The 18,190-nt window shown below is 60.9% G+C and carries 15 protein-coding genes, 2 tRNA genes, 1 rRNA gene and 1 pseudogene; 11 read left to right on the top strand and 8 right to left on the bottom strand.

Features of this window, described 5'->3' with window-relative positions; genetic code table 11:
- Positions 1-40 precede the first annotated feature (40 nt).
- From OSW16_RS23610 to OSW16_RS23630, 5 genes are all read right to left on the bottom strand, one after another.
- A tRNA-Ala gene (locus tag OSW16_RS23610) sits at positions 41-116 on the bottom strand.
- A 26-nt stretch (positions 117-142) separates the two neighbouring features.
- A tRNA-Ile gene (locus tag OSW16_RS23615) sits at positions 143-219 on the bottom strand.
- Positions 220-305: 86 nt separating this feature from the next.
- Positions 306-1,842: ribosomal RNA gene (locus OSW16_RS23620) — 16S ribosomal RNA — on the bottom strand.
- A 561-nt stretch (positions 1,843-2,403) separates the two neighbouring features.
- On the bottom strand, positions 2,404-3,897 hold the full coding sequence (locus tag OSW16_RS23625) for a CoA-acylating methylmalonate-semialdehyde dehydrogenase (RefSeq protein WP_241806144.1): 1,494 nt from the start codon (positions 3,895-3,897) through the stop codon (positions 2,404-2,406).
- A 73-nt stretch (positions 3,898-3,970) separates the two neighbouring features.
- Positions 3,971-5,317, bottom strand: coding sequence for an aspartate aminotransferase family protein (locus OSW16_RS23630; protein WP_267818938.1), 1,347 nt, complete (start codon positions 5,315-5,317; stop codon positions 3,971-3,973).
- A 118-nt stretch (positions 5,318-5,435) separates the two neighbouring features.
- Between OSW16_RS23630 and OSW16_RS23635 the strand changes: the two genes are divergently transcribed.
- The 5 genes from OSW16_RS23635 to OSW16_RS23655 all read left to right on the top strand — a co-directional run bounded on the left by OSW16_RS23635 (position 5,436) and on the right by OSW16_RS23655 (position 9,803).
- Positions 5,436-6,353, top strand: coding sequence for a LysR family transcriptional regulator (locus OSW16_RS23635; protein WP_267818940.1), 918 nt, complete (start codon positions 5,436-5,438; stop codon positions 6,351-6,353).
- 90 nt (positions 6,354-6,443) lie between these two features.
- Positions 6,444-7,106, top strand: coding sequence for a TetR/AcrR family transcriptional regulator (locus tag OSW16_RS23640; protein WP_267818943.1), 663 nt, complete (start codon positions 6,444-6,446; stop codon positions 7,104-7,106).
- A 9-nt stretch (positions 7,107-7,115) separates the two neighbouring features.
- Positions 7,116-7,700 (top strand): IMPACT family protein, encoded by a 585-nt coding sequence (locus OSW16_RS23645; RefSeq protein ID WP_267818945.1) that lies wholly within the window; start codon positions 7,116-7,118, stop codon positions 7,698-7,700.
- A 362-nt stretch (positions 7,701-8,062) separates the two neighbouring features.
- A complete protein-coding gene (locus tag OSW16_RS23650; protein WP_267818947.1) occupies positions 8,063-8,749 on the top strand; it encodes an SDR family oxidoreductase in 687 nt (228 codons plus the stop codon).
- Between the two features lie 106 nt (positions 8,750-8,855).
- The gene (locus OSW16_RS23655) at positions 8,856-9,803 is read left to right on the top strand and encodes an adenosine deaminase (RefSeq protein WP_267818949.1); all 948 of its coding nucleotides are present in this window, start codon (positions 8,856-8,858) and stop codon (positions 9,801-9,803) included.
- Positions 9,804-9,821: 18 nt separating this feature from the next.
- On the opposite strand, the gene OSW16_RS23660 is transcribed toward OSW16_RS23655, so the two are convergent.
- Complete coding sequence (locus tag OSW16_RS23660) at positions 9,822-10,529, bottom strand: ArsR/SmtB family transcription factor (protein WP_267818951.1); 708 nt, start codon at positions 10,527-10,529, stop codon at positions 9,822-9,824.
- A gap of 489 nt (positions 10,530-11,018) precedes the next feature.
- On the opposite strand from OSW16_RS23660, the gene OSW16_RS23665 reads away from it, so the two are divergent.
- Positions 11,019-11,216, top strand: coding sequence for a hypothetical protein (locus OSW16_RS23665; protein WP_267818953.1), 198 nt, complete (start codon positions 11,019-11,021; stop codon positions 11,214-11,216).
- Here OSW16_RS23665 and OSW16_RS23670 read toward each other — a convergent pair.
- The gene (locus OSW16_RS23670; RefSeq protein WP_267818956.1) at positions 11,167-12,348 is read right to left on the bottom strand and encodes a multidrug effflux MFS transporter; all 1,182 of its coding nucleotides are present in this window, start codon (positions 12,346-12,348) and stop codon (positions 11,167-11,169) included. The genes OSW16_RS23665 and OSW16_RS23670 overlap by 50 nt on opposite strands.
- A gap of 108 nt (positions 12,349-12,456) precedes the next feature.
- The gene (locus OSW16_RS23675; protein WP_241806154.1) at positions 12,457-12,654 is read right to left on the bottom strand and encodes a heavy-metal-associated domain-containing protein; all 198 of its coding nucleotides are present in this window, start codon (positions 12,652-12,654) and stop codon (positions 12,457-12,459) included.
- Positions 12,655-12,798: 144 nt separating this feature from the next.
- On the opposite strand from OSW16_RS23675, the gene OSW16_RS23680 reads away from it, so the two are divergent.
- The 5 genes and pseudogenes from OSW16_RS23680 to OSW16_RS27230 all read left to right on the top strand — a co-directional run bounded on the left by OSW16_RS23680 (position 12,799) and on the right by OSW16_RS27230 (position 18,147).
- Positions 12,799-13,185, top strand: a complete 387-nt coding sequence (locus tag OSW16_RS23680; protein WP_241806155.1) for a hypothetical protein — start codon at positions 12,799-12,801, stop codon at positions 13,183-13,185.
- A 52-nt stretch (positions 13,186-13,237) separates the two neighbouring features.
- Positions 13,238-15,637 carry a heavy metal translocating P-type ATPase gene (locus OSW16_RS23685; RefSeq protein WP_267818959.1) on the top strand — a complete coding sequence of 800 codons (2,400 nt, stop codon included), beginning with the start codon at positions 13,238-13,240 and terminating at the stop codon, positions 15,635-15,637.
- A complete protein-coding gene (gene cueR / locus OSW16_RS23690) occupies positions 15,634-16,038 on the top strand; it encodes a Cu(I)-responsive transcriptional regulator (RefSeq protein ID WP_267818961.1) in 405 nt (134 codons plus the stop codon). The genes OSW16_RS23685 and cueR overlap by 4 nt, the downstream gene beginning before the upstream one ends.
- A 318-nt stretch (positions 16,039-16,356) precedes the next feature.
- A pseudogene (locus tag OSW16_RS27225) lies at positions 16,357-17,241 on the top strand (cache domain-containing protein); the annotation flags it as partial.
- A 201-nt stretch (positions 17,242-17,442) separates the two neighbouring features.
- Positions 17,443-18,147, top strand: coding sequence for a methyl-accepting chemotaxis protein (locus tag OSW16_RS27230; protein WP_372490509.1), 705 nt, complete (start codon positions 17,443-17,445; stop codon positions 18,145-18,147).
- The last annotated feature ends 43 nt before the right edge of the window (positions 18,148-18,190 follow it).

Consider the following 18,190-nt stretch of genomic DNA (forward strand, 5'->3'; position numbering starts at 1 on the left):
GTTCATTTCTAAGTTCTGAAAGCTGTACAACCTGAAAGAGTGGTGGAGCCAAGCGGGATCGAACCGCTGACCTCCTGCGTGCAAGGCAGGCGCTCTCCCAGCTGAGCTATGGCCCCGTATTTTCTAGGCCGCACCAAGTAATTGGTAGGTCTGGGCAGATTTGAACTGCCGACCTCACCCTTATCAGGGGTGCGCTCTAACCAACTGAGCTACAGACCTATAACAGGGTCGCGTTACAGCATCGTCTTTATACAAAGAATCAAGCAATTCGTGTGGGAGCTCATCAGCAGGCTGATGTCGTCGATTAAGGAGGTGATCCAGCCGCAGGTTCCCCTACGGCTACCTTGTTACGACTTCACCCCAGTCATGAATCACACCGTGGTAACCGTCCTCCCGAAGGTTAGACTAGCTACTTCTGGTGCAACCCACTCCCATGGTGTGACGGGCGGTGTGTACAAGGCCCGGGAACGTATTCACCGCGACATTCTGATTCGCGATTACTAGCGATTCCGACTTCACGCAGTCGAGTTGCAGACTGCGATCCGGACTACGATCGGTTTTGTGAGATTAGCTCCACCTCGCGGCTTGGCAACCCTCTGTACCGACCATTGTAGCACGTGTGTAGCCCAGGCCGTAAGGGCCATGATGACTTGACGTCATCCCCACCTTCCTCCGGTTTGTCACCGGCAGTCTCCTTAGAGTGCCCACCATAACGTGCTGGTAACTAAGGACAAGGGTTGCGCTCGTTACGGGACTTAACCCAACATCTCACGACACGAGCTGACGACAGCCATGCAGCACCTGTGTCAGAGTTCCCGAAGGCACCAATCCATCTCTGGAAAGTTCTCTGCATGTCAAGGCCTGGTAAGGTTCTTCGCGTTGCTTCGAATTAAACCACATGCTCCACCGCTTGTGCGGGCCCCCGTCAATTCATTTGAGTTTTAACCTTGCGGCCGTACTCCCCAGGCGGTCAACTTAATGCGTTAGCTGCGCCACTAAAATCTCAAGGATTCCAACGGCTAGTTGACATCGTTTACGGCGTGGACTACCAGGGTATCTAATCCTGTTTGCTCCCCACGCTTTCGCACCTCAGTGTCAGTATCAGTCCAGGTGGTCGCCTTCGCCACTGGTGTTCCTTCCTATATCTACGCATTTCACCGCTACACAGGAAATTCCACCACCCTCTACCGTACTCTAGCTTGCCAGTTTTGGATGCAGTTCCCAGGTTGAGCCCGGGGCTTTCACATCCAACTTAACAAACCACCTACGCGCGCTTTACGCCCAGTAATTCCGATTAACGCTTGCACCCTCTGTATTACCGCGGCTGCTGGCACAGAGTTAGCCGGTGCTTATTCTGTCGGTAACGTCAAAACACTAACGTATTAGGTTAATGCCCTTCCTCCCAACTTAAAGTGCTTTACAATCCGAAGACCTTCTTCACACACGCGGCATGGCTGGATCAGGCTTTCGCCCATTGTCCAATATTCCCCACTGCTGCCTCCCGTAGGAGTCTGGACCGTGTCTCAGTTCCAGTGTGACTGATCATCCTCTCAGACCAGTTACGGATCGTCGCCTTGGTGAGCCATTACCCCACCAACTAGCTAATCCGACCTAGGCTCATCTGATAGCGCAAGGCCCGAAGGTCCCCTGCTTTCTCCCGTAGGACGTATGCGGTATTAGCGTTCCTTTCGAAACGTTGTCCCCCACTACCAGGCAGATTCCTAGGCATTACTCACCCGTCCGCCGCTGAATCAAGGAGCAAGCTCCCGTCATCCGCTCGACTTGCATGTGTTAGGCCTGCCGCCAGCGTTCAATCTGAGCCATGATCAAACTCTTCAGTTCAATACTGCTTGGGTTTTTAAGAAACCCTAAACTTGGCTCAGCAATCTCAAATGACTATGTGATTTCTCGCATGGCCACTTGTGATGCTGATAATCTTTTTGACTATCAGTCCGTACTCACAAGCACCCACACGAATTGCTTGATTCGATTTGTTAAAGAGCGTTTGGTTAAGAGCTTTTCGTCTCAACCGAGGCGCGCATTCTACGCTTTCCTCAGAGCCTGTCAAGCGTTTATTTTGAAGTTTTTTGCGAGAAACTCGTTTAGCTTCAAACACTTGGCTCGCTTCGATCTCTCGTAGCGGGAGGCGAATAATACAGCGTTTAGAAGCGCTGTCAACCACCATTTCAACCGCTATCGATCAAATGACCGAAGCACCTCCAGCACTACCTGGATTAAGCAACTCATTGAATTTCAAGGAGTTTCTCGTTCCGACTACGCTGGAAGTGGGGCGCATTATAAGGGGATTCGAGAACGCGTCAAGGCTTAATTCCAATAAACTTCACAATCGCTGCAAAACAAAGCGGGGAGGCCTGACGGCCTCCCCGCTGCGCTTCTCACGTCTTAAAGGCTAGGGAAGGCAAATTGCGACGCCTCGTGGCTCGCACGTTGCGGCCACCGCTGGGTAATCGCCTTGCGACGGGTATAGAAGCGTACGCCATCCGGCCCATAAGCATGCAGGTCGCCAAACAGCGAGCGCTTCCAGCCGCCAAAGCTGTGGTAGGCCACCGGCACCGGCAGCGGCACGTTCACGCCAACCATACCCACTTCGATCTCATCACAGAACAGGCGTGCCGCTTCACCATCACGGGTGAAGATGCAGGTCCCGTTACCATACTCGTGATCGTTGATCAGTTGCATGGCCTGCTCCAGGCTGTTCACGCGCACCACGCACAGCACTGGGCCGAAAATCTCTTCTTTATAGATGCGCATTTCTGGCGTCACCTTGTCGAACAGAGTGCCGCCCACGAAGTAGCCATCTTCATTACCCGCCACACGCAAACCACGGCCATCCACCACCAGCCTGGCGCCAGCAGCAACACCTTCATCGATGTAGCCCACTACCTTGTCACGGGCTGCGGCAGTCACCAGCGGCCCCATGTCCAGGCCACAAGAGGTGCCAGCACCGATCTTCAGCGCCTTGATCTGCGGCTCCAGCTTGGCGATCAGCGCATCGGCAACCTGGTCGCCCACACACACCGCCACCGAAATAGCCATGCAACGCTCGCCGCACGAACCGTAGGCCGCGCCCATCAGTGCGCTGACCGCGTTGTCCAGGTCGGCATCGGGCATCAGCACTGCATGGTTCTTCGCCCCGCCCAGTGCCTGGACGCGCTTGCCGCGCTTGGTACCTTCGGCATAAATGTACTCGGCGATCGGGGTCGAACCCACAAAGCTCAGCGCTTTAACTTCCGGCGCCTCGATCAGCGCGTCCACGGCTTCCTTGTCACCGTGCACCACGTTGAGGATGCCCTTGGGCAGGCCGGCCTCCAGCAGCAACTGGGCAATGTACAGGGTGGAACTTGGGTCACGCTCGGACGGCTTGAGGATAAAGGCGTTACCGCAAGCGATGGCCAACGGGTACATCCACAGGGGAACCATGGCCGGGAAGTTGAACGGCGTAATACCGGCGACCACACCCAGCGGCTGGAAGTCGGACCAGGCGTCGATGTTCGGGCCGACGTTACGGCTGTATTCACCCTTGAGCACCTCAGGTGCCGCACAGGCGAACTCGACGTTCTCGATACCGCGCTTCAGTTCGCCCGCAGCGTCTTCCAGTGTCTTGCCATGCTCTTCGCTGATCATCTGCGAGATGCGTGCCTCGTTCTGCTCCAGCAGCTGCTTGAAACGGAACATCACCTGGGCGCGCTTGGCCGGGGGGGTGTTGCGCCAGGCAGGGAAAGCTGCCTTGGCAGAGTCGATCGCTTCCTGCACGGTCGCGCGGCTGGCCAGTTCGACCTTGCGCACGGCCTGGCCGGTGGACGGGTTGAAGACATCGGCGGTGCGCTCGCCCTTGGAAACCAGCTCGCCGTGGATCAGGTGCTGAACAATGCTCATGCAAAACTCCAGATAAAGAAGGTTGATGCTGGCGCGCTAACAGCTCGCGCGCCTTACGTCAGAATCAGAAAGATCAGTCGATCTTGTTCAGCGCCTCACCGACCGCGTCGAACAGGCGGTCCAGTTCCTGCGGCTGGGTGTTGAAGGTTGGGCCGAACTGCAGGGTATCGCCGCCGAAGCGTACGTAGAAGCCGGCTTGCCACAGCTTCATCGCGGCTTCATACGGACGCACAATGGCATCGCCATCCCGGGCCGCGATCTGGATCGCGCCGGCCAAGCCGTAGTTGCGGATGTCGACGATGTTCTTGGTGCCCTTGACGCCGTGCAGCAGCTTCTCGAAGTGCGGTGCCAGTTCGGCGGCCGACTGCACCAGATTTTCCCTTTGCAGCAGATCGAGCGCGGCGATACCCGCAGCACAGGCAACCGGGTGGGCCGAGTAGGTGTAGCCGTGGGGGAATTCCACAGCATATTCCGGGGTCGGCTGGTTCATGAAGGTCTGGTAGATCTCGCTGCTGGCGATCACTGCGCCCATCGGAATGGCGCCATTGGTGACCTGCTTGGCGATGCACATCAGGTCAGGGGTCACGCCAAAGGCCTCGGACCCGGTCATGGCGCCCATACGGCCGAAGCCGGTGATCACTTCGTCGAAGATCAGCAGAATATTGTGCTGGGTGCAGATTTCACGCAGGCGCTTCAGGTAGCCCTTAGGCGGCGGCAGAACACCCGCCGAACCTGCAAGCGGCTCGACAATCACAGCTGCGATGTTCGAAGCATCGTGCAGTTCGATCAGCTTGAGCATCTCATCTGCCAGGGCGATGCCGCCCTCTTCCGGCAGGCCTTTGGAGAAGGCATTGACCGGCAGCACAGTGTGCGGCAAATGGTCGACGTCCAGCAGCTGGCCAAACATCTTGCGGTTGCCGTTTACGCCACCCAGGCTGGTACCGGCGATGTTCACGCCATGGTAACCGCGAGCTCGGCCAATGATTTTGGTCTTGGTGGCCTGGCCCTTCAGGCGCCAGTAGGCACGGACCATCTTCAGCGCGGTATCGGCGCACTCGGAACCAGAGTTGGTATAGAAGACGTGATTCAGGTCGCCAGGGGTCAGCGCGGTGATCTTCTCGGCCAGCTGGAACGAAAGTGGATGACCGAATTGGAAAGCAGGCGAGTAATCCAGCGTTCCAAGCTGACGCGCCACCGCCTCGGTGATTTCCTTGCGGGTATGCCCGGCACCGCAGGTCCAAAGGCCCGACAAGGCATCGAAGATCCTGCGCCCTTTGTCATCGACCAGATAATTACCTTCGGCCGCCACGATCAGGCGTGGGTCGCGATGGAAATTGCGGTTGGCGGTGTAAGGCATCCAGTGCGCATCCAGCTTGAGCTGGCTTGCGATACCGGCAGGGGCGGTTTCGGGCATGTTCATCGGCGGTTCCTCGAAAAACGAATAGGCAACGATGGATGTTGTTGCAGCTAAATTCGCACGTGGATAAAGTCTGAAAAAGACTACTTTTCTAATCTTCAGGTAGCGCAAGACTAAACTTATGAGCCGACGCCCCGACCCACTCGCTCAAGTCAGCGATTTCGACATCCGCCTGCTGAAGATCTACCGCAGCGTAGTAGAGTGCGGCGGCTTCTCGGCTGCCGAAAACGTGCTTGGCATTGGCCGCTCAGCCATCAGCCAGCAGATGAACGACCTCGAACAGCGTTTGGGCCTGCGCCTGTGCCAGCGTGGCCGCGCCGGCTTTTCGCTGACCGAGGAAGGCCGCGAGGTCTACCATTCGGCGCTGCAACTGCTCAGCGCCCTGGAAACCTTCCGCACCGAAGTCAACGGCCTGCACCAGCACCTGCGCGGAGAACTGAACATCGGCCTGACCGATAACCTGGTGACCCTGCCGCACATGCGCATCACCCATGCATTGGCCGAGCTCAAGGATCGCGGCCCCGAGGTACGCATCCAGATCCGCATGATCGCCCCAAGCCAGGTCGAGCAGGGTGTGCTCGATGGCAGCCTGCATGTCGGCGTGGTGCCGCAAACCAGCCCGCTATCGGGCCTTGAGTACCAGCCGCTGTACAGCGAACGCTCGCTGCTCTATTGCGCGGTCGGCCACCCGCTGTTCTATGCCGACGATCAGCAGATCGACGAAGCCCGCCTCAACAGCCAGGAGGCGATCGCTCCGACCTTCCGTTTGCCCGCCGAAATCCAGGCGCTTTATCAGGCCCTGAACTGCACCGCCAGCGCGTCGGACCGTGAGGGCATGGCATTTCTGATCCTTACCGGCCGCTACATCGGCTACCTGCCCGACCACTACGCCACGTTCTGGGTCCAGCAAGGCCGGCTGCGCGCCCTCAAGCCCTCACAGCGCTTCTATGACCTGAGCCTGAGCTGGGTAACCCGCAAAGGGCGACGGCCGAATCTTGTGCTGGAAAGCTTCCTCGAGAGCCTGGCTGCGACACGCTGATGCCTGCTTGTGACGCTAATGCTTGTTACTTGAGCGCAGGAAGGTAATCTTGTCCGACATCCGTTGCCACAGACCTGTACGGAATCGTCCATGACCCTAGAAGTCCCTGCGCATCGCCTTTCCGCCTCGGGCAAGCCCGCCGGCCGCATCCGCCAGAAGAACGAACAGGCCATCATCCAGGCCGCCGAAGACGAATTCGCCCGCCATGGCTTCAAGGGCACAAGCATGAATACCATTGCGCTCAAAGCCGGCTTGCCCAAGGCCAATCTGCATTACTACTTCACCAACAAGCTCGGTCTGTACATTGCCGTGTTGAGCAACATCATCGAGCTCTGGGACAGCACCTTCAACGCCTTGAGCATCGATGACGATCCAGGCGTTGCGTTGAGCCATTACATCCGCACCAAGATGGAGTTCTCCCGGCGCAACCCGCAAGCTTCCCGGATATTCGCCATGGAGGTGATCAGCGGCGGCAGTTGTCTGACCGAGTACTTCAGCGCCGACTACCGCGAGTGGTTCCGTGGCCGGGCGGCGGTATTCGAGGCGTGGATCGCAGCAGGCAAGATGGACCCGGTAGACCCGGTTCATCTGATATTCCTGCTCTGGGGCAGCACCCAGCACTATGCCGACTTCGCCACCCAGATCTGCCAGGTTACCGGCCGCAGCCGCCTGACCAAGCAAGACATGGAAGATGCGAGCAACAACCTTATCCACATCATCCTCAAGGGGTGCGGCATCACGCCGAGTGCCTGACATCTACTTATGCCTTCTACCCTGCTCGACCTCTGCGAGTTTCGCGAGGAAATCCGCAAGAGCCGCTTCATCACCCTCGCCGGCCCGATATCCAGCGCCACCGAGGCGATGAGTTTCATCGAACGCCACAGCGACTTGGCTGCCACCCACAACTGCTGGGCCTGGAAGCTGGGCGGGCAGTATCGCAGCAGCGATGATGGCGAACCTGGCGGCACGGCCGGCAGGCCAATCCTGGCTGCCATAGAAGCCCAGGACTGTGACCAGGTCGTGGTATTGGTGATCCGCTGGTACGGGGGCATCCAGCTAGGCACCGGCGGCCTGGCCCGGGCTTATGGTGGCGGTGCCAACAAATGCTTGCAGCAGGCGCCGAAAAGGCTGCTGGTGCAACGAAGCGAGTACAGCTGCAGCTGCAGCTTCAGCGAACTGGCCCTGGTCAAACTGCGCCTGGCCGAAGTCGACGGTCTCGTGCTGGAAGAGCGGTTCACCGCCAATGGGGTGGACCTGCACATTGCGGTCGGCGAAGCGCACACCGGTGCGCTGCAACAGCAACTGGCCGACCTCAGCCGCGGGCGCATCCTCTTGGAAGCCCGCTGACCTTTGCCCACAACAACTGTGGGCCTGCCTGTGGATAAGCTTGGGGCACTCCGATGCAGGCCACGTCCTTCATGGCCTGCATAGCATTGACCATTTTTTGATCATAGTAGGATAAAAGGCTCGGTCGGCTGAGCCGGGGTGAGTTATCCCCAGTCATGAACCCCCTATCACCTAGACCGCCTGGCATCTTGCGCACATTAACTGTGGAACAGCCTGTGGATAACCCGTTAGCCAACAAGCGAAGCCCCCGGGCCCGCACGGCCAAACACTATTGATCATTTCTTGACCACGCGTGATGCGGCGCATGACGCCAGTCTGCAGTATGCTCAAATCCTTTTCCCTACCGCGACAGGAATGTACCTATGACGACTTCACGAACTGCCCTCATCATCGGTGCCTCCCGCGGGCTTGGCCTTGGCCTGGTGCAGCGCCTTCACGAAGACGGCTGGAACATCACGGCCACGGTGCGTGACCCGCAAAAACCCAGCGCTCTTGATAACGTGCCAGGGGTACGCGTCGAACAGCTGGAAATGAACGACACCGCACAGCTCGATGGCCTGAAGGAGAGCCTGCAAGGCGAGGTGTTCGACCTGGTGTTCATCAATGCCGGCGTCATGGGGCCGCTACCGCAGGACCCGGAAACCGTACAGCGCAATGAAATCGGCGACCTGTTCATGACCAACGCCGTGGCGCCGATCCGCGTTGCCCGGCGCCTTGCCGGCCAAGTGCGTGAAGGCTCGGGCGTGTTAGCGTTCATGAGCTCGATCCTGGGTAGCGTGACCATCCCCGACGGTGGCGAGATTTGCCTGTACAAGGCGAGCAAGGCTGCGCTGAACTCGATGATCAACAGCCTCGTGGTCGACCTGCAGCGGCCTGACCTTTGCGTATTGGCCATGCACCCGGGTTGGGTCAAGACCGACATGGGCGGCGAGAACGCCGAAATCGACGTGCTCACCAGTACCCGGGGCATGCTCGAACAGATCAAGGCGCAAAGTGGCAACGGCGGGCTGCGCTTCATCAACTACAAAGGCGAATCGCTCGTCTGGTGAGTCGGACCTGATCGGTGGTTGAGACAATGCAAGGCCAGGCCGGGCGCAATACCCGGCCTGGCCCTGTAGAATGGCGGCAACCGTACCTGATTTGAGAACACCCACTATGTATGAATGGTTGAACGCCCTGCCCAAGGCTGAACTGCACCTGCACCTGGAAGGCTCACTGGAGCCGGAGTTGCTGTTCGCCCTGGCCGAGCGCAACAAGATCGCCCTGCCCTGGAACGACGTCGAAGCCCTGCGTAGCGCTTACGCCTTCAACAATTTGCAGGAATTCCTCGACCTGTATTACCAGGGTGCAGACGTGCTGCGCAGCGAGCAGGACTTCTATGACCTGACCTGGGCCTACCTGCTGCGCTGCAAGGCGCAGAACGTCATCCACACCGAGCCGTTCTTCGACCCGCAGACCCACACCGACCGCGGCATCCCGTTCGAGGTAGTGCTCAATGGTATCAACCAGGCACTCAAGGATGGTCGCGAGCAACTGGGTATCAGCAGCGGCCTCATCCTCAGCTTCCTGCGCCACCTGAGCGAAGAAGAAGCACAGAAAACCTTGGACCAGGCCCTACCGTTCCGCGACGCGTTCATCGCGGTCGGCCTGGACAGCTCCGAAAAAGGCCACCCGCCGAGCAAGTTCCAGCGCGTCTTCGACCGAGCTCGCAGCGAAGGCTTCGTCGCCGTGGCCCACGCTGGCGAGGAAGGCCCACCCGAATACATCTGGGAAGCCCTCGACCTGCTGAAGATCAAGCGCATCGACCATGGCGTGCGCGCCATAGAAGACGAACGCCTGATGCAACGCATCATCGACGAGCAGATCCCACTCACCGTGTGCCCGTTGTCCAATACCAAACTCTGTGTGTTCGATCACATGAGCCAGCACAACATCCTCGACATGCTCGAGCGCGGCGTGAAGGTGACCGTGAACTCGGATGACCCCGCTTACTTCGGCGGGTATGTCACCGAAAACTTCCACGCCTTGCACACCCACCTGGGCATGACTGAAGACCAGGCCCGCCGCCTCGCGCAGAACAGCCTGGACGCACGCTTGGTGTGACCGGGCAAGGCGTTGCAGCTACCCCACTTGCAACGCTGGAACGCGGGCAATGCGATTGATCTGCTGAATCCCCAGTGCCGATATCTGCAATGCCCGCGTGTTCTCCGCCTCACGTATCCATCCCGACTGCAGGAACAACGTGAGCAAGGCCTGCCCCAGGCTGCCGCCAAGATGAGGCCCCTGGTCGCTCCACTCATTACAGTGGCAGATCACGCAACCGCGCTGCTGCTGAGGCGCCAGTGCATCGATATAGACGCCGATGCCAGCCAACTGCGCCCGGCCCTCCTCACTGACCATCATCTGGTGCACGCTGCCCTCCAGCCAGCCTGCTACCACCAACCGATGATAGAGCTCACCGGCCAGCTCGCCGCCCAGGTGATCACCGCAACGACGGGCCCGGCGCGTCGACATCGGCATTGGCAACGGCTTGGCCTGCACGCCCCTTTCGGTACCCAGCTGCACGCTGGCCAAGGCTTCCACGGCCGCCCCCACTTGTGGCGTCGCCAGCCGGAAGTAACGCTTGCGACCGCGCGCTTCAAGCCTGAGCAGGCCTGCCGACGACAGCAATGACAAGTGGGCGCAGGCCGAGGAGGACGTCAACCCAGCCATCATCGCCAGCTCATCGGTCGGCCGCGGCGTGCCATCGATCAACGCCCACAACATGGCGCTTCGCTTGGGGTCGGCCATCAGGCCGGCAATCTGACTGATACTGCTGACTGTATTCATGTCCCTTCAACTCCCTGCAAGATCCGAATTCCAATGGCCAACATTGGTAACGCCGATGGCCCCCTAGCTGCTACCGGCCTAGCACCGGGGTCAGTATAAGCCGCATGAACGGCCCGTCCGGCAGCCGCGCAGGCAGCCCAGGGGAGTCAAAGAGAGATGGGTAGGGCAACCCTTGACCGATTGGAATAGGCCAATGGCCCCGCGTCAGTTTTAGGTGACAGGCATCAGGCCGCGAAATAGAAGGGAAGAAACGACGCACGAGGAACAATGGCCCCGCGCGGGCAGAGACTCTGCCGACAGCGCCGTTCCATAAATAGCGCAAACAAAAGTGAAGGTTCTACACCCTCCAGCCATTGCATCTGGAAGCGTCTGACGCCCCTGCCGGAAAATGCCCTGACCGCCAGTCAGGACGCCCACTCATACCCTGGCACCCCGTAACCGCAGCGCTACACTTGAGCCGCTCTCCCCACCCTTCGGAGGTATGCCGCGATGGAGATTATCGTCAGTGCGTCTAACCGTAACCCCAACTGCCCCTGGGAAGTCAGGCTTGACCAGCATGTGGTGAGCTTTCGCAGCGAAGCAGAAGCACGCGCCTTCGTCGTCACACTGGAAGCTCGTCTGCGCGCGCCTCACCCACTCAAGCCGCAGGCGTGGCCTGCAAGCGCCGGGTCAACAGCGCAACACTGACCACCAGCGCCCCGCACAGGCTGATTACCAACGCCATAGGCACTGCACTGCCATCGTGCAGCAGGCTGACCAGCGCCGCCGCGCCTGCGGCGACGCTGAATTGCAGGCAGCCCATCAAGGCCGAGGCGCTACCGGCGCGTGCGCCCTGCCCGCTCATGGCGCACGCCGAAGCATTGGGGATGATGCAACCCAGGCTGGCGATGCAGATGAACAGCGGCACCAGCAATGGCCATAGTTCAGCTGGGCGCAGCGCTGCCACTCCGAGCAACGCCAGCCCCGCAGCCAGGTACAGCCATACTGCACGCACCAGCAGGAAGGCCGGCCCACGCTTTGCCAGCAGACGCGCGTTGATCTGCGCCACCAGGATGAAACCTGCCGCATTGGTACCGAACAACCAGCCGTAGTGCTCGGCCGGCACACCGTAAAGCTTTATGAACACGAACGGTGAACCGGCGATGTAGGCAAACATACCCGCGATGGCGATCCCTCCGGTCAATGCATGGCCAAAGAACGTGCGGTCAGCCAGCAACCGAAGGTATTGACGCAAAGCGCCCGACAACGGCTGGCGCGGCATGTGCGCAGGTAAGCTCTCTGGCAACCCCAGGCCGACCGCCAGCAAGCAAGCAGCACTGAACAGGCTCAATGTCAGGAAAATCGACTGCCAACCCGCCAGGTTCACCAGTACGCCGCCGAGCATCGGTGCAAGAATTGGCGCCAACCCCATCACCAGCATCAGTTGTGAGAACACTTTGGCCGAGGCCACCGGGTCGCACTTGTCACTGACGATGGCCCGTGACAACACCATTCCGGCGCAGCCGCCCAGCGCCTGGACGAAGCGCGCCAAGATCAGCGTGTCCAGGTTTGGCGCGTAGGCGCAGGCCAACGACGCCAGGGTAAACAGCGTGACGCCAAACAGCAGCGGCTTGCGCCGGCCAAAGCGATCGGCCACCGGCCCATACGCCAGTTGCCCGAGCGACAGGCCGAGGAAGTAGGCGGCCAGCGTGGTCTGGACGTGTTTTTCGTCGGTGGCGAACGCCTGCGCCATGGCCGGGAAGGCGGGCAGGTAAAAGTCGATCGCAAGGGGCCCGAACGCACTGAGTGCGCCCAGGATCAGCACCATTCGCAGGTTCATCAGGAATCCATAGCAGGCTAAGCAAGTGCGTAAGTCTACCTGCAAGCGACGCCATCAGCATGAAAACATTTGCAACAAAACAGGGCCGCAGAAGCGTCCCATTCGACTTCAGGCCACGTCGGCCTGGTAGCCCTCTTCACGAATCGCTGCCAGCAACTGCTCAGCAGCCAGAGCGCTCTGCACACGCACCTGCCTGCCGGCCAGATCGACCTCGACCTTGGCGCTCGCGTCCTGGTCCTGTACCGCGCGGGTCACCGCCTTGACGCAATGGCCACAGGTCATGCCTTGTACGTTGAACACTTGCATGGGTGTTGCCTCCTTCAGGGTTTGGCGCAGTTTCAAGCTTGCCATCGGGGCAAGGTCAAGTTCTGCATCGAACGGCCGGGCTGGAAATCCCTACCAACCTCGGCCAAGCTGCGCCTTTACGATTCGGCAAGCAGGAGATTCTTCATGTTCAGGACAGCAGTGGGCGTTGTCGGGCTATTGGGCACGCTGGCAGCAGTGCCACCGGCAAGCGCCGAAGGCAACTCGGACTACAGCGTGCTGATCATTTCACGCGAACGCCTGGAAGTGGCCACCAGCTGCGAAATCGGTGTCTATCTGAACGACCAGCTCTCCGGGCGCGTGTTCCAGGAGCAGTCGGCCTCCTTCAACCTGCCGCCCGGCCCTGTTGACGTGCGCTTGCGCCTGCTGCCGGGGCAGATGCCCGGCTGCGCGCCCGGCCTGGAAGACCAGCGTAGCACCCGGCTGACCCTGCAAGCGGGCCAGATCAACAAGTACCGCATTGCCATGGGCCACAATGGGCTGGTACTGAGGCGAGCCAGCCTGGACTATTGACCTTCCCCACATGGCAAGGTTGATGCTGGTGGCCTGTCCAAGGAGGAGAGCCATGCCCGCATCCACTTCATTCGACCTGCCGATCTCCGGCATGACCTGCGCCAGCTGTGCTGGCCGCGTCGAGCGCGCGCTGCGCAAGGTCAATGGCGCTGAACAGGTCAGCGTCAACCTCGCCAACGAACAGGCCAGGGTCCAAGCCCCGGCCGGCAGCCTGCCGGCCTTGGTCGAGGCCGTGCGCAGCGCCGGGTACCAGGTACCGACCCGCACCCTGGAGCTACGCATCGATGGCATGACATGCGCCAGTTGCGTCGGCCGTGTGGAGCGCGCACTCGGCAAACTACCGGGCGTTGAGCAGGTGAGTGTCAACCTTGCCAACGAACGTGCCCACCTTCAGGTGCTGCAGGGCCTTGATGACAACCTGTTGCTCGGCGCGGTCGAAAAGGCCGGCTACGGTGCCAGCCTGCCGCTGCCGGCCGACAACGATCAGCAAGCCGTCCAGCGCCGACTGCGCAACGAACGTCTGGCCGTAGGCGCCGCCCTTGTGTTGGCCCTGCCCCTGGTGTTGCCGATGCTGCTGCAACCCTTTGGTGTGCACTGGATGTTGCCGGCTTGGGCGCAATTCGCGCTGGCCACCCCCGTGCAGTTCATCCTTGGTGCCCGCTTTTATGTAGCGGCCTACAAGGCTGTGCGCGCTGGCGCCGGCAATATGGACCTGCTGGTCGCGCTGGGCACCAGTGCCGGTTACGGCCTTAGCTTGTACCAATGGGCCAAGGCACCGGCCGGGATGGCCCCGCATCTGTACTTCGAGGCGTCGGCGGTGGTGATCGCCCTGGTGTTGTTGGGCAAGTACCTTGAAAGCCGCGCCAAACGCCAGACCGCCAGCGCCATCCGTGCCCTCGAGGCGCTGCGCCCAGAGCGCGCAGTGAGGGTGGTCGATGGCCACGAAGAAGACGTTGCAATTGCCCGATTGCAGCTCGGTGACCTGGTGCTGGTCAAGCCAGGGGAGCGCTTCCCGGTCGATGGTGAAGTGGAAGAAGGCAACAGCCACGCCGACGAAGCCCTGATCAGCGGCGAGAGCCTGCCAGTGCCCAAGCAACCGGGCGATAGCGTTACCGGCGGCGCGATCAACGGCGAAGGCCGGCTGCTGGTGCGTACCCGGGGGCTGGGTGCAGAAACCGTGCTGGCCCGCATCATCCGCCTGGTCGAAGATGCCCAGGCTGCCAAGGCGCCCATCCAGAAACTGGTAGACCGGGTCAGCCAGATCTTCGTGCCGGCCGTGCTGTTGATCGCACTGCTGACCCTGATCGGCTGGTCACTGGCCGGCGCCCCGCTGCAGACTGCGCTGATCAATGCCGTCGCCGTGCTGGTGATTGCCTGCCCTTGCGCCCTTGGCCTGGCCACACCTGCGGCGATCATGGCGGGCACAGGCGTTGCCGCGCGCCACGGCATCCTGATCAAGGACGCCGAGGCACTGGAGCGCGCCCATGCAGTGAACCGCGTGGTGTTCGACAAAACCGGTACGCTCACCTCTGGCAGCCCGCGCGTTGTCCACAGCCAGGCACTGGTCGGTGAGAAAGCTGAAATGCTTCGCTTGGCCGCTGCCCTGCAACGGGGCAGCGAACACCCCTTGGCGAAGGCAGTGCTCGATGCCTGCACCGGGCAGGGGCTGGAGGTGCCCACGGTAACCGGCAGCCAGTCCCTTACCGGCCGCGGTATCGCTGGCCAGGTGCAAGGCCGTGAACTGGCCTTGGGCAACCGGCGCCTGCTCGACGAATGCAACCTGCAACCCGGCGCCCTCGCCACACAGGCACAGGCCTGGGAAGCCGAAGGCCGTACCCTGTCCTGGCTGATTGAACGGGGCCCACAGCCTCGCGTGCTGGGGTTGTTCGCCTTCGGCGACAGCCTCAAGCCAGGTGCCCAACAGGCTATCTCAGCCCTGCACGAACGCCATATCAGCAGCCACCTGTTGACCGGCGACAATCGCGGTAGCGCCAAGGTGGTCGCCGACACCCTCGGCATCGACGATGTACACGCCGAAGTGCTCCCGGCCGACAAGGCCGCCACGGTAGCCGAGCTGAAAAAGGGTGGTGTAGTGGCGATGGTCGGCGACGGTATCAACGACGCCCCAGCGCTTGCCGCCGCCGATATCGGCATCGCCATGGGGGGCGGCACCGACGTGGCCATGCAGGCTGCCGGCATCACCCTGATGCGTGGTGACCCGCGCCTGGTGCCTGCCGCCCTGGAAATCAGCCGCAAGACCTATGCGAAAATCCGCCAGAATCTGTTCTGGGCATTCATCTTCAACCTCATCGGCATTCCGCTGGCCGCGCTGGGTTATCTGAACCCAGTAGTGGCCGGCGCCGCCATGGCGTTGTCCAGCGTCAGCGTGGTAAGCAACGCCTTGTGGCTCAAGACCTGGAAACCCACCAGCACCTCGCAGGAGGCCCCATGAATATCGGCCAGGCCGCCCGCCGCAGCGGGCTCAGCACCAAGATGATCCGCTATTACGAAGCCATCGGCCTGCTCAAGCAGGCCACCCGCAGCGACAGCGGGTACCGCCTGTACCAGCCAGAGGACTTGCACAGCCTTGCCTTCATCAAGCGCTCACGCGACCTTGGGTTTTCCCTGGAAGAGGTGGGCAAGCTGCTGACCCTGTGGCAGGACCGGCAGCGCGCCAGCGCCGACGTGAAGGCGCTGGCGCTGCAACACATCGATGAGCTGAACCGGCGTATCGAGGAACTGGCCAGCCTGCGTGACACCTTGAGCGAACTGGTAGCGCACTGCAAAGGCAATGACCGGCCTGATTGCCCGATTCTCAAAGATCTCGCAAAAGGGAGTGAATGCTGCAGTTGAGCCCACGCTTGGTATGCCATATTAGCCTGGAGCCGACCGAATAGTCGCCAAATGCGCCTTTGCCCAATAAATACGGGCATTTTCACTCAAAAAAACCCGGATGCCGCCGATACAGTTTCTACCTGCCTCGCGTGTCGAAAAAAATAAATTCCGGGAGCGTCGATGAACATCAAACAGAAACTGACCTGGGCATTCGCGGTCATCGCCGCACTGCCCATCGTCCTCGTAGCCACCTTGGTGGTCATCAACCTGCGCGGCGAAGCCCGCGACGGTTTTCTTGACGGCAGCAGCCGGGAAATCCGCCAGGTCAGTAACGCGATGAACCTGTTTTTCCAGGGCATCACCCAAAACGTCGACTACCTGGCCAGCCTCCCCCAGGTCACCGGTAGCGGCGACAACGTCAAGAAACACATCAGCGCCGACGCTGCGCAAATCACACCCAGCGAACAGGACAAGACACTGTACGAACTGTTCACGCGCCTGGCCAAAAGCCATCCGGACTACGCCTACGTGTCCTATGGCCTGCAGGACGGCGGCTACGCCTTCTGGCCAGGCGATCCGAACATGAGCAACTACGACCCGCGCACCCGCCCCTGGTACCAGGCGGCCATGGCCAACCCTGGCAAGACCCTGCGCACCGCCCCGTACTACTGGGCCGGCGACGATGCCGTACTGGTCAGCACCGTGCGCACCGTTGCCAACCAACTGGGCAGCCCCGGTGGCGTGGTCAACATCGACGTATCGCTCAAGGGCCTGACCGAGATCGTCCAGCAGATCAAGCTGGGCGAAAGCGGCTACCTGATCCTCATGGAAAACAACGGTAACGTGATGGTCGACCCACGCGATGCCAGTCACAATTTCAAACAGCTGGCCAGCTTCGGCGACGGTTATGCCGAGCTGGCCAAAGCCGGCAAGGGCTTGGCTGAGGTCGAAATCGGCGGCGTGCGCTACATGGCCAACGTCTACCCCGACGAAAAACTCGGTTGGACCTTCATAGGCCTGATCCAACAAAGCGAAGTGATGCAGACCACCACCCGCCTCACCTGGCTCATCGGCGGCGTCGCGCTGGTGCTGGCTGCGCTGTTCGCCGTGGTCGGCGCCACGTTCGCCAAACTCATCGTGCGCCCCATCAACAGCGTTTCCAGTGGCCTGGAGGACATCGCCCAGGGCGAAGGCGACCTGACCCGCAACCTGGAAGTCCGTGGCCGTGATGAAACGGCGCAACTGGCCGGTTGGTTCAACCAGTTCCTCGGCGCCATCCGCAGCCTGATCCAGCATATCGGCTCGGCGGCGAGCAAGATCCTGAGCACCTCCACCAGCTCCACTCAGGTCTCCAGCGACATGGCCGAGGCCGCCGGGCGCCAGCGCGAAGCGGTGGACATGGTCTCCACCGCATTCCACGAAATGGTCGCCACCGCCAACGAGGTCGCCCGCTCCTGCAGCCAGGCCGCGCAGTCGGCCGACAGCGGCCAGCAACAGGCCCGCGAAGGCCAGCAGCAGATCGATGCGGCCGTCAACAGTGTCGACCGGCTGAGCCAGGAGATCGAGCAGTCGGCCCAGTCGATCCAGCAATTGGAGCGCGACAGCAATGCCATTCAGTCGATCCTCGGTACCATTCGCTCGATTGCCGAACAGACCAACCTGCTGGCGCTCAATGCCGCGATCGAAGCCGCCCGCGCCGGCGAACAGGGCCGCGGGTTTGCGGTAGTGGCCGACGAGGTCCGGGCGCTGGCCAAGCGCACCGCCGACTCGACGGCTGAAATCGATGGGCTGCTTGGCAACCTGGCCAGCCGTACCGCCGAAGTGGCCGAGCAGATGCATGCCAGCCTGGAAGTGTCGCAGCAGTCGGTCAACCGCATTGGCCTGGCCCGCGACAGCTTTGGCCAGATACGCGAGTCGGTGGACATCATCCGCGACATGAACACGCAAATCGCCACCGCGGCAGAAGAACAGCACCAGGTTGCCGAAGACATCAACCGCCATATCAGCCAGATCCACGGTGATGCGCAGTTGGTGGCCGACCTGGCGCAGGCGGCGCGGCAGGACTCGGAAAGCCTGGCCGGGTTGTCCAATGAGCTGGATTCGCTGGTACGACGCTTCCGCACCTGACCGGCAGGCTGCACCGGCCTCTTCGCAGGTTCCCCGAGAAGAG

It is taken from the genome of Pseudomonas putida, from assembly GCF_026625125.1.
GTDB lineage: Bacteria > Pseudomonadota > Gammaproteobacteria > Pseudomonadales > Pseudomonadaceae > Aquipseudomonas > Aquipseudomonas putida_X.

Bases quoted from the DNA above. Each gene is read 5' to 3' on its own strand.
- cueR (WP_267818961.1), top strand. From the start codon at position 15,634: ATGAATATCGGCCAGGCCGCCCGCCGCAGCGGGCTCAGCACCAAGATG.
- OSW16_RS23630 (WP_267818938.1), bottom strand. From the start codon at position 5,317: ATGAACATGCCCGAAACCGCCCCTGCCGGTATCGCAAGCCAGCTCAAG.
- OSW16_RS27230 (WP_372490509.1), top strand. From the start codon at position 17,443: ATGGTCGCCACCGCCAACGAGGTCGCCCGCTCCTGCAGCCAGGCCGCG.
- OSW16_RS23655 (WP_267818949.1), top strand. From the start codon at position 8,856: ATGTATGAATGGTTGAACGCCCTGCCCAAGGCTGAACTGCACCTGCAC.
- OSW16_RS23665 (WP_267818953.1), top strand. From the start codon at position 11,019: ATGGAGATTATCGTCAGTGCGTCTAACCGTAACCCCAACTGCCCCTGG.
- OSW16_RS23625 (WP_241806144.1), bottom strand. From the start codon at position 3,897: ATGAGCATTGTTCAGCACCTGATCCACGGCGAGCTGGTTTCCAAGGGC.
- OSW16_RS23660 (WP_267818951.1), bottom strand. From the start codon at position 10,529: ATGAATACAGTCAGCAGTATCAGTCAGATTGCCGGCCTGATGGCCGAC.
- OSW16_RS23650 (WP_267818947.1), top strand. From the start codon at position 8,063: ATGACGACTTCACGAACTGCCCTCATCATCGGTGCCTCCCGCGGGCTT.
- OSW16_RS23680 (WP_241806155.1), top strand. From the start codon at position 12,799: ATGTTCAGGACAGCAGTGGGCGTTGTCGGGCTATTGGGCACGCTGGCA.
- OSW16_RS23635 (WP_267818940.1), top strand. From the start codon at position 5,436: ATGAGCCGACGCCCCGACCCACTCGCTCAAGTCAGCGATTTCGACATC.
- OSW16_RS23645 (WP_267818945.1), top strand. From the start codon at position 7,116: ATGCCTTCTACCCTGCTCGACCTCTGCGAGTTTCGCGAGGAAATCCGC.
- OSW16_RS23685 (WP_267818959.1), top strand. From the start codon at position 13,238: ATGCCCGCATCCACTTCATTCGACCTGCCGATCTCCGGCATGACCTGC.
- OSW16_RS23675 (WP_241806154.1), bottom strand. From the start codon at position 12,654: ATGCAAGTGTTCAACGTACAAGGCATGACCTGTGGCCATTGCGTCAAG.
- OSW16_RS23640 (WP_267818943.1), top strand. From the start codon at position 6,444: ATGACCCTAGAAGTCCCTGCGCATCGCCTTTCCGCCTCGGGCAAGCCC.
- OSW16_RS23670 (WP_267818956.1), bottom strand. From the start codon at position 12,348: ATGAACCTGCGAATGGTGCTGATCCTGGGCGCACTCAGTGCGTTCGGG.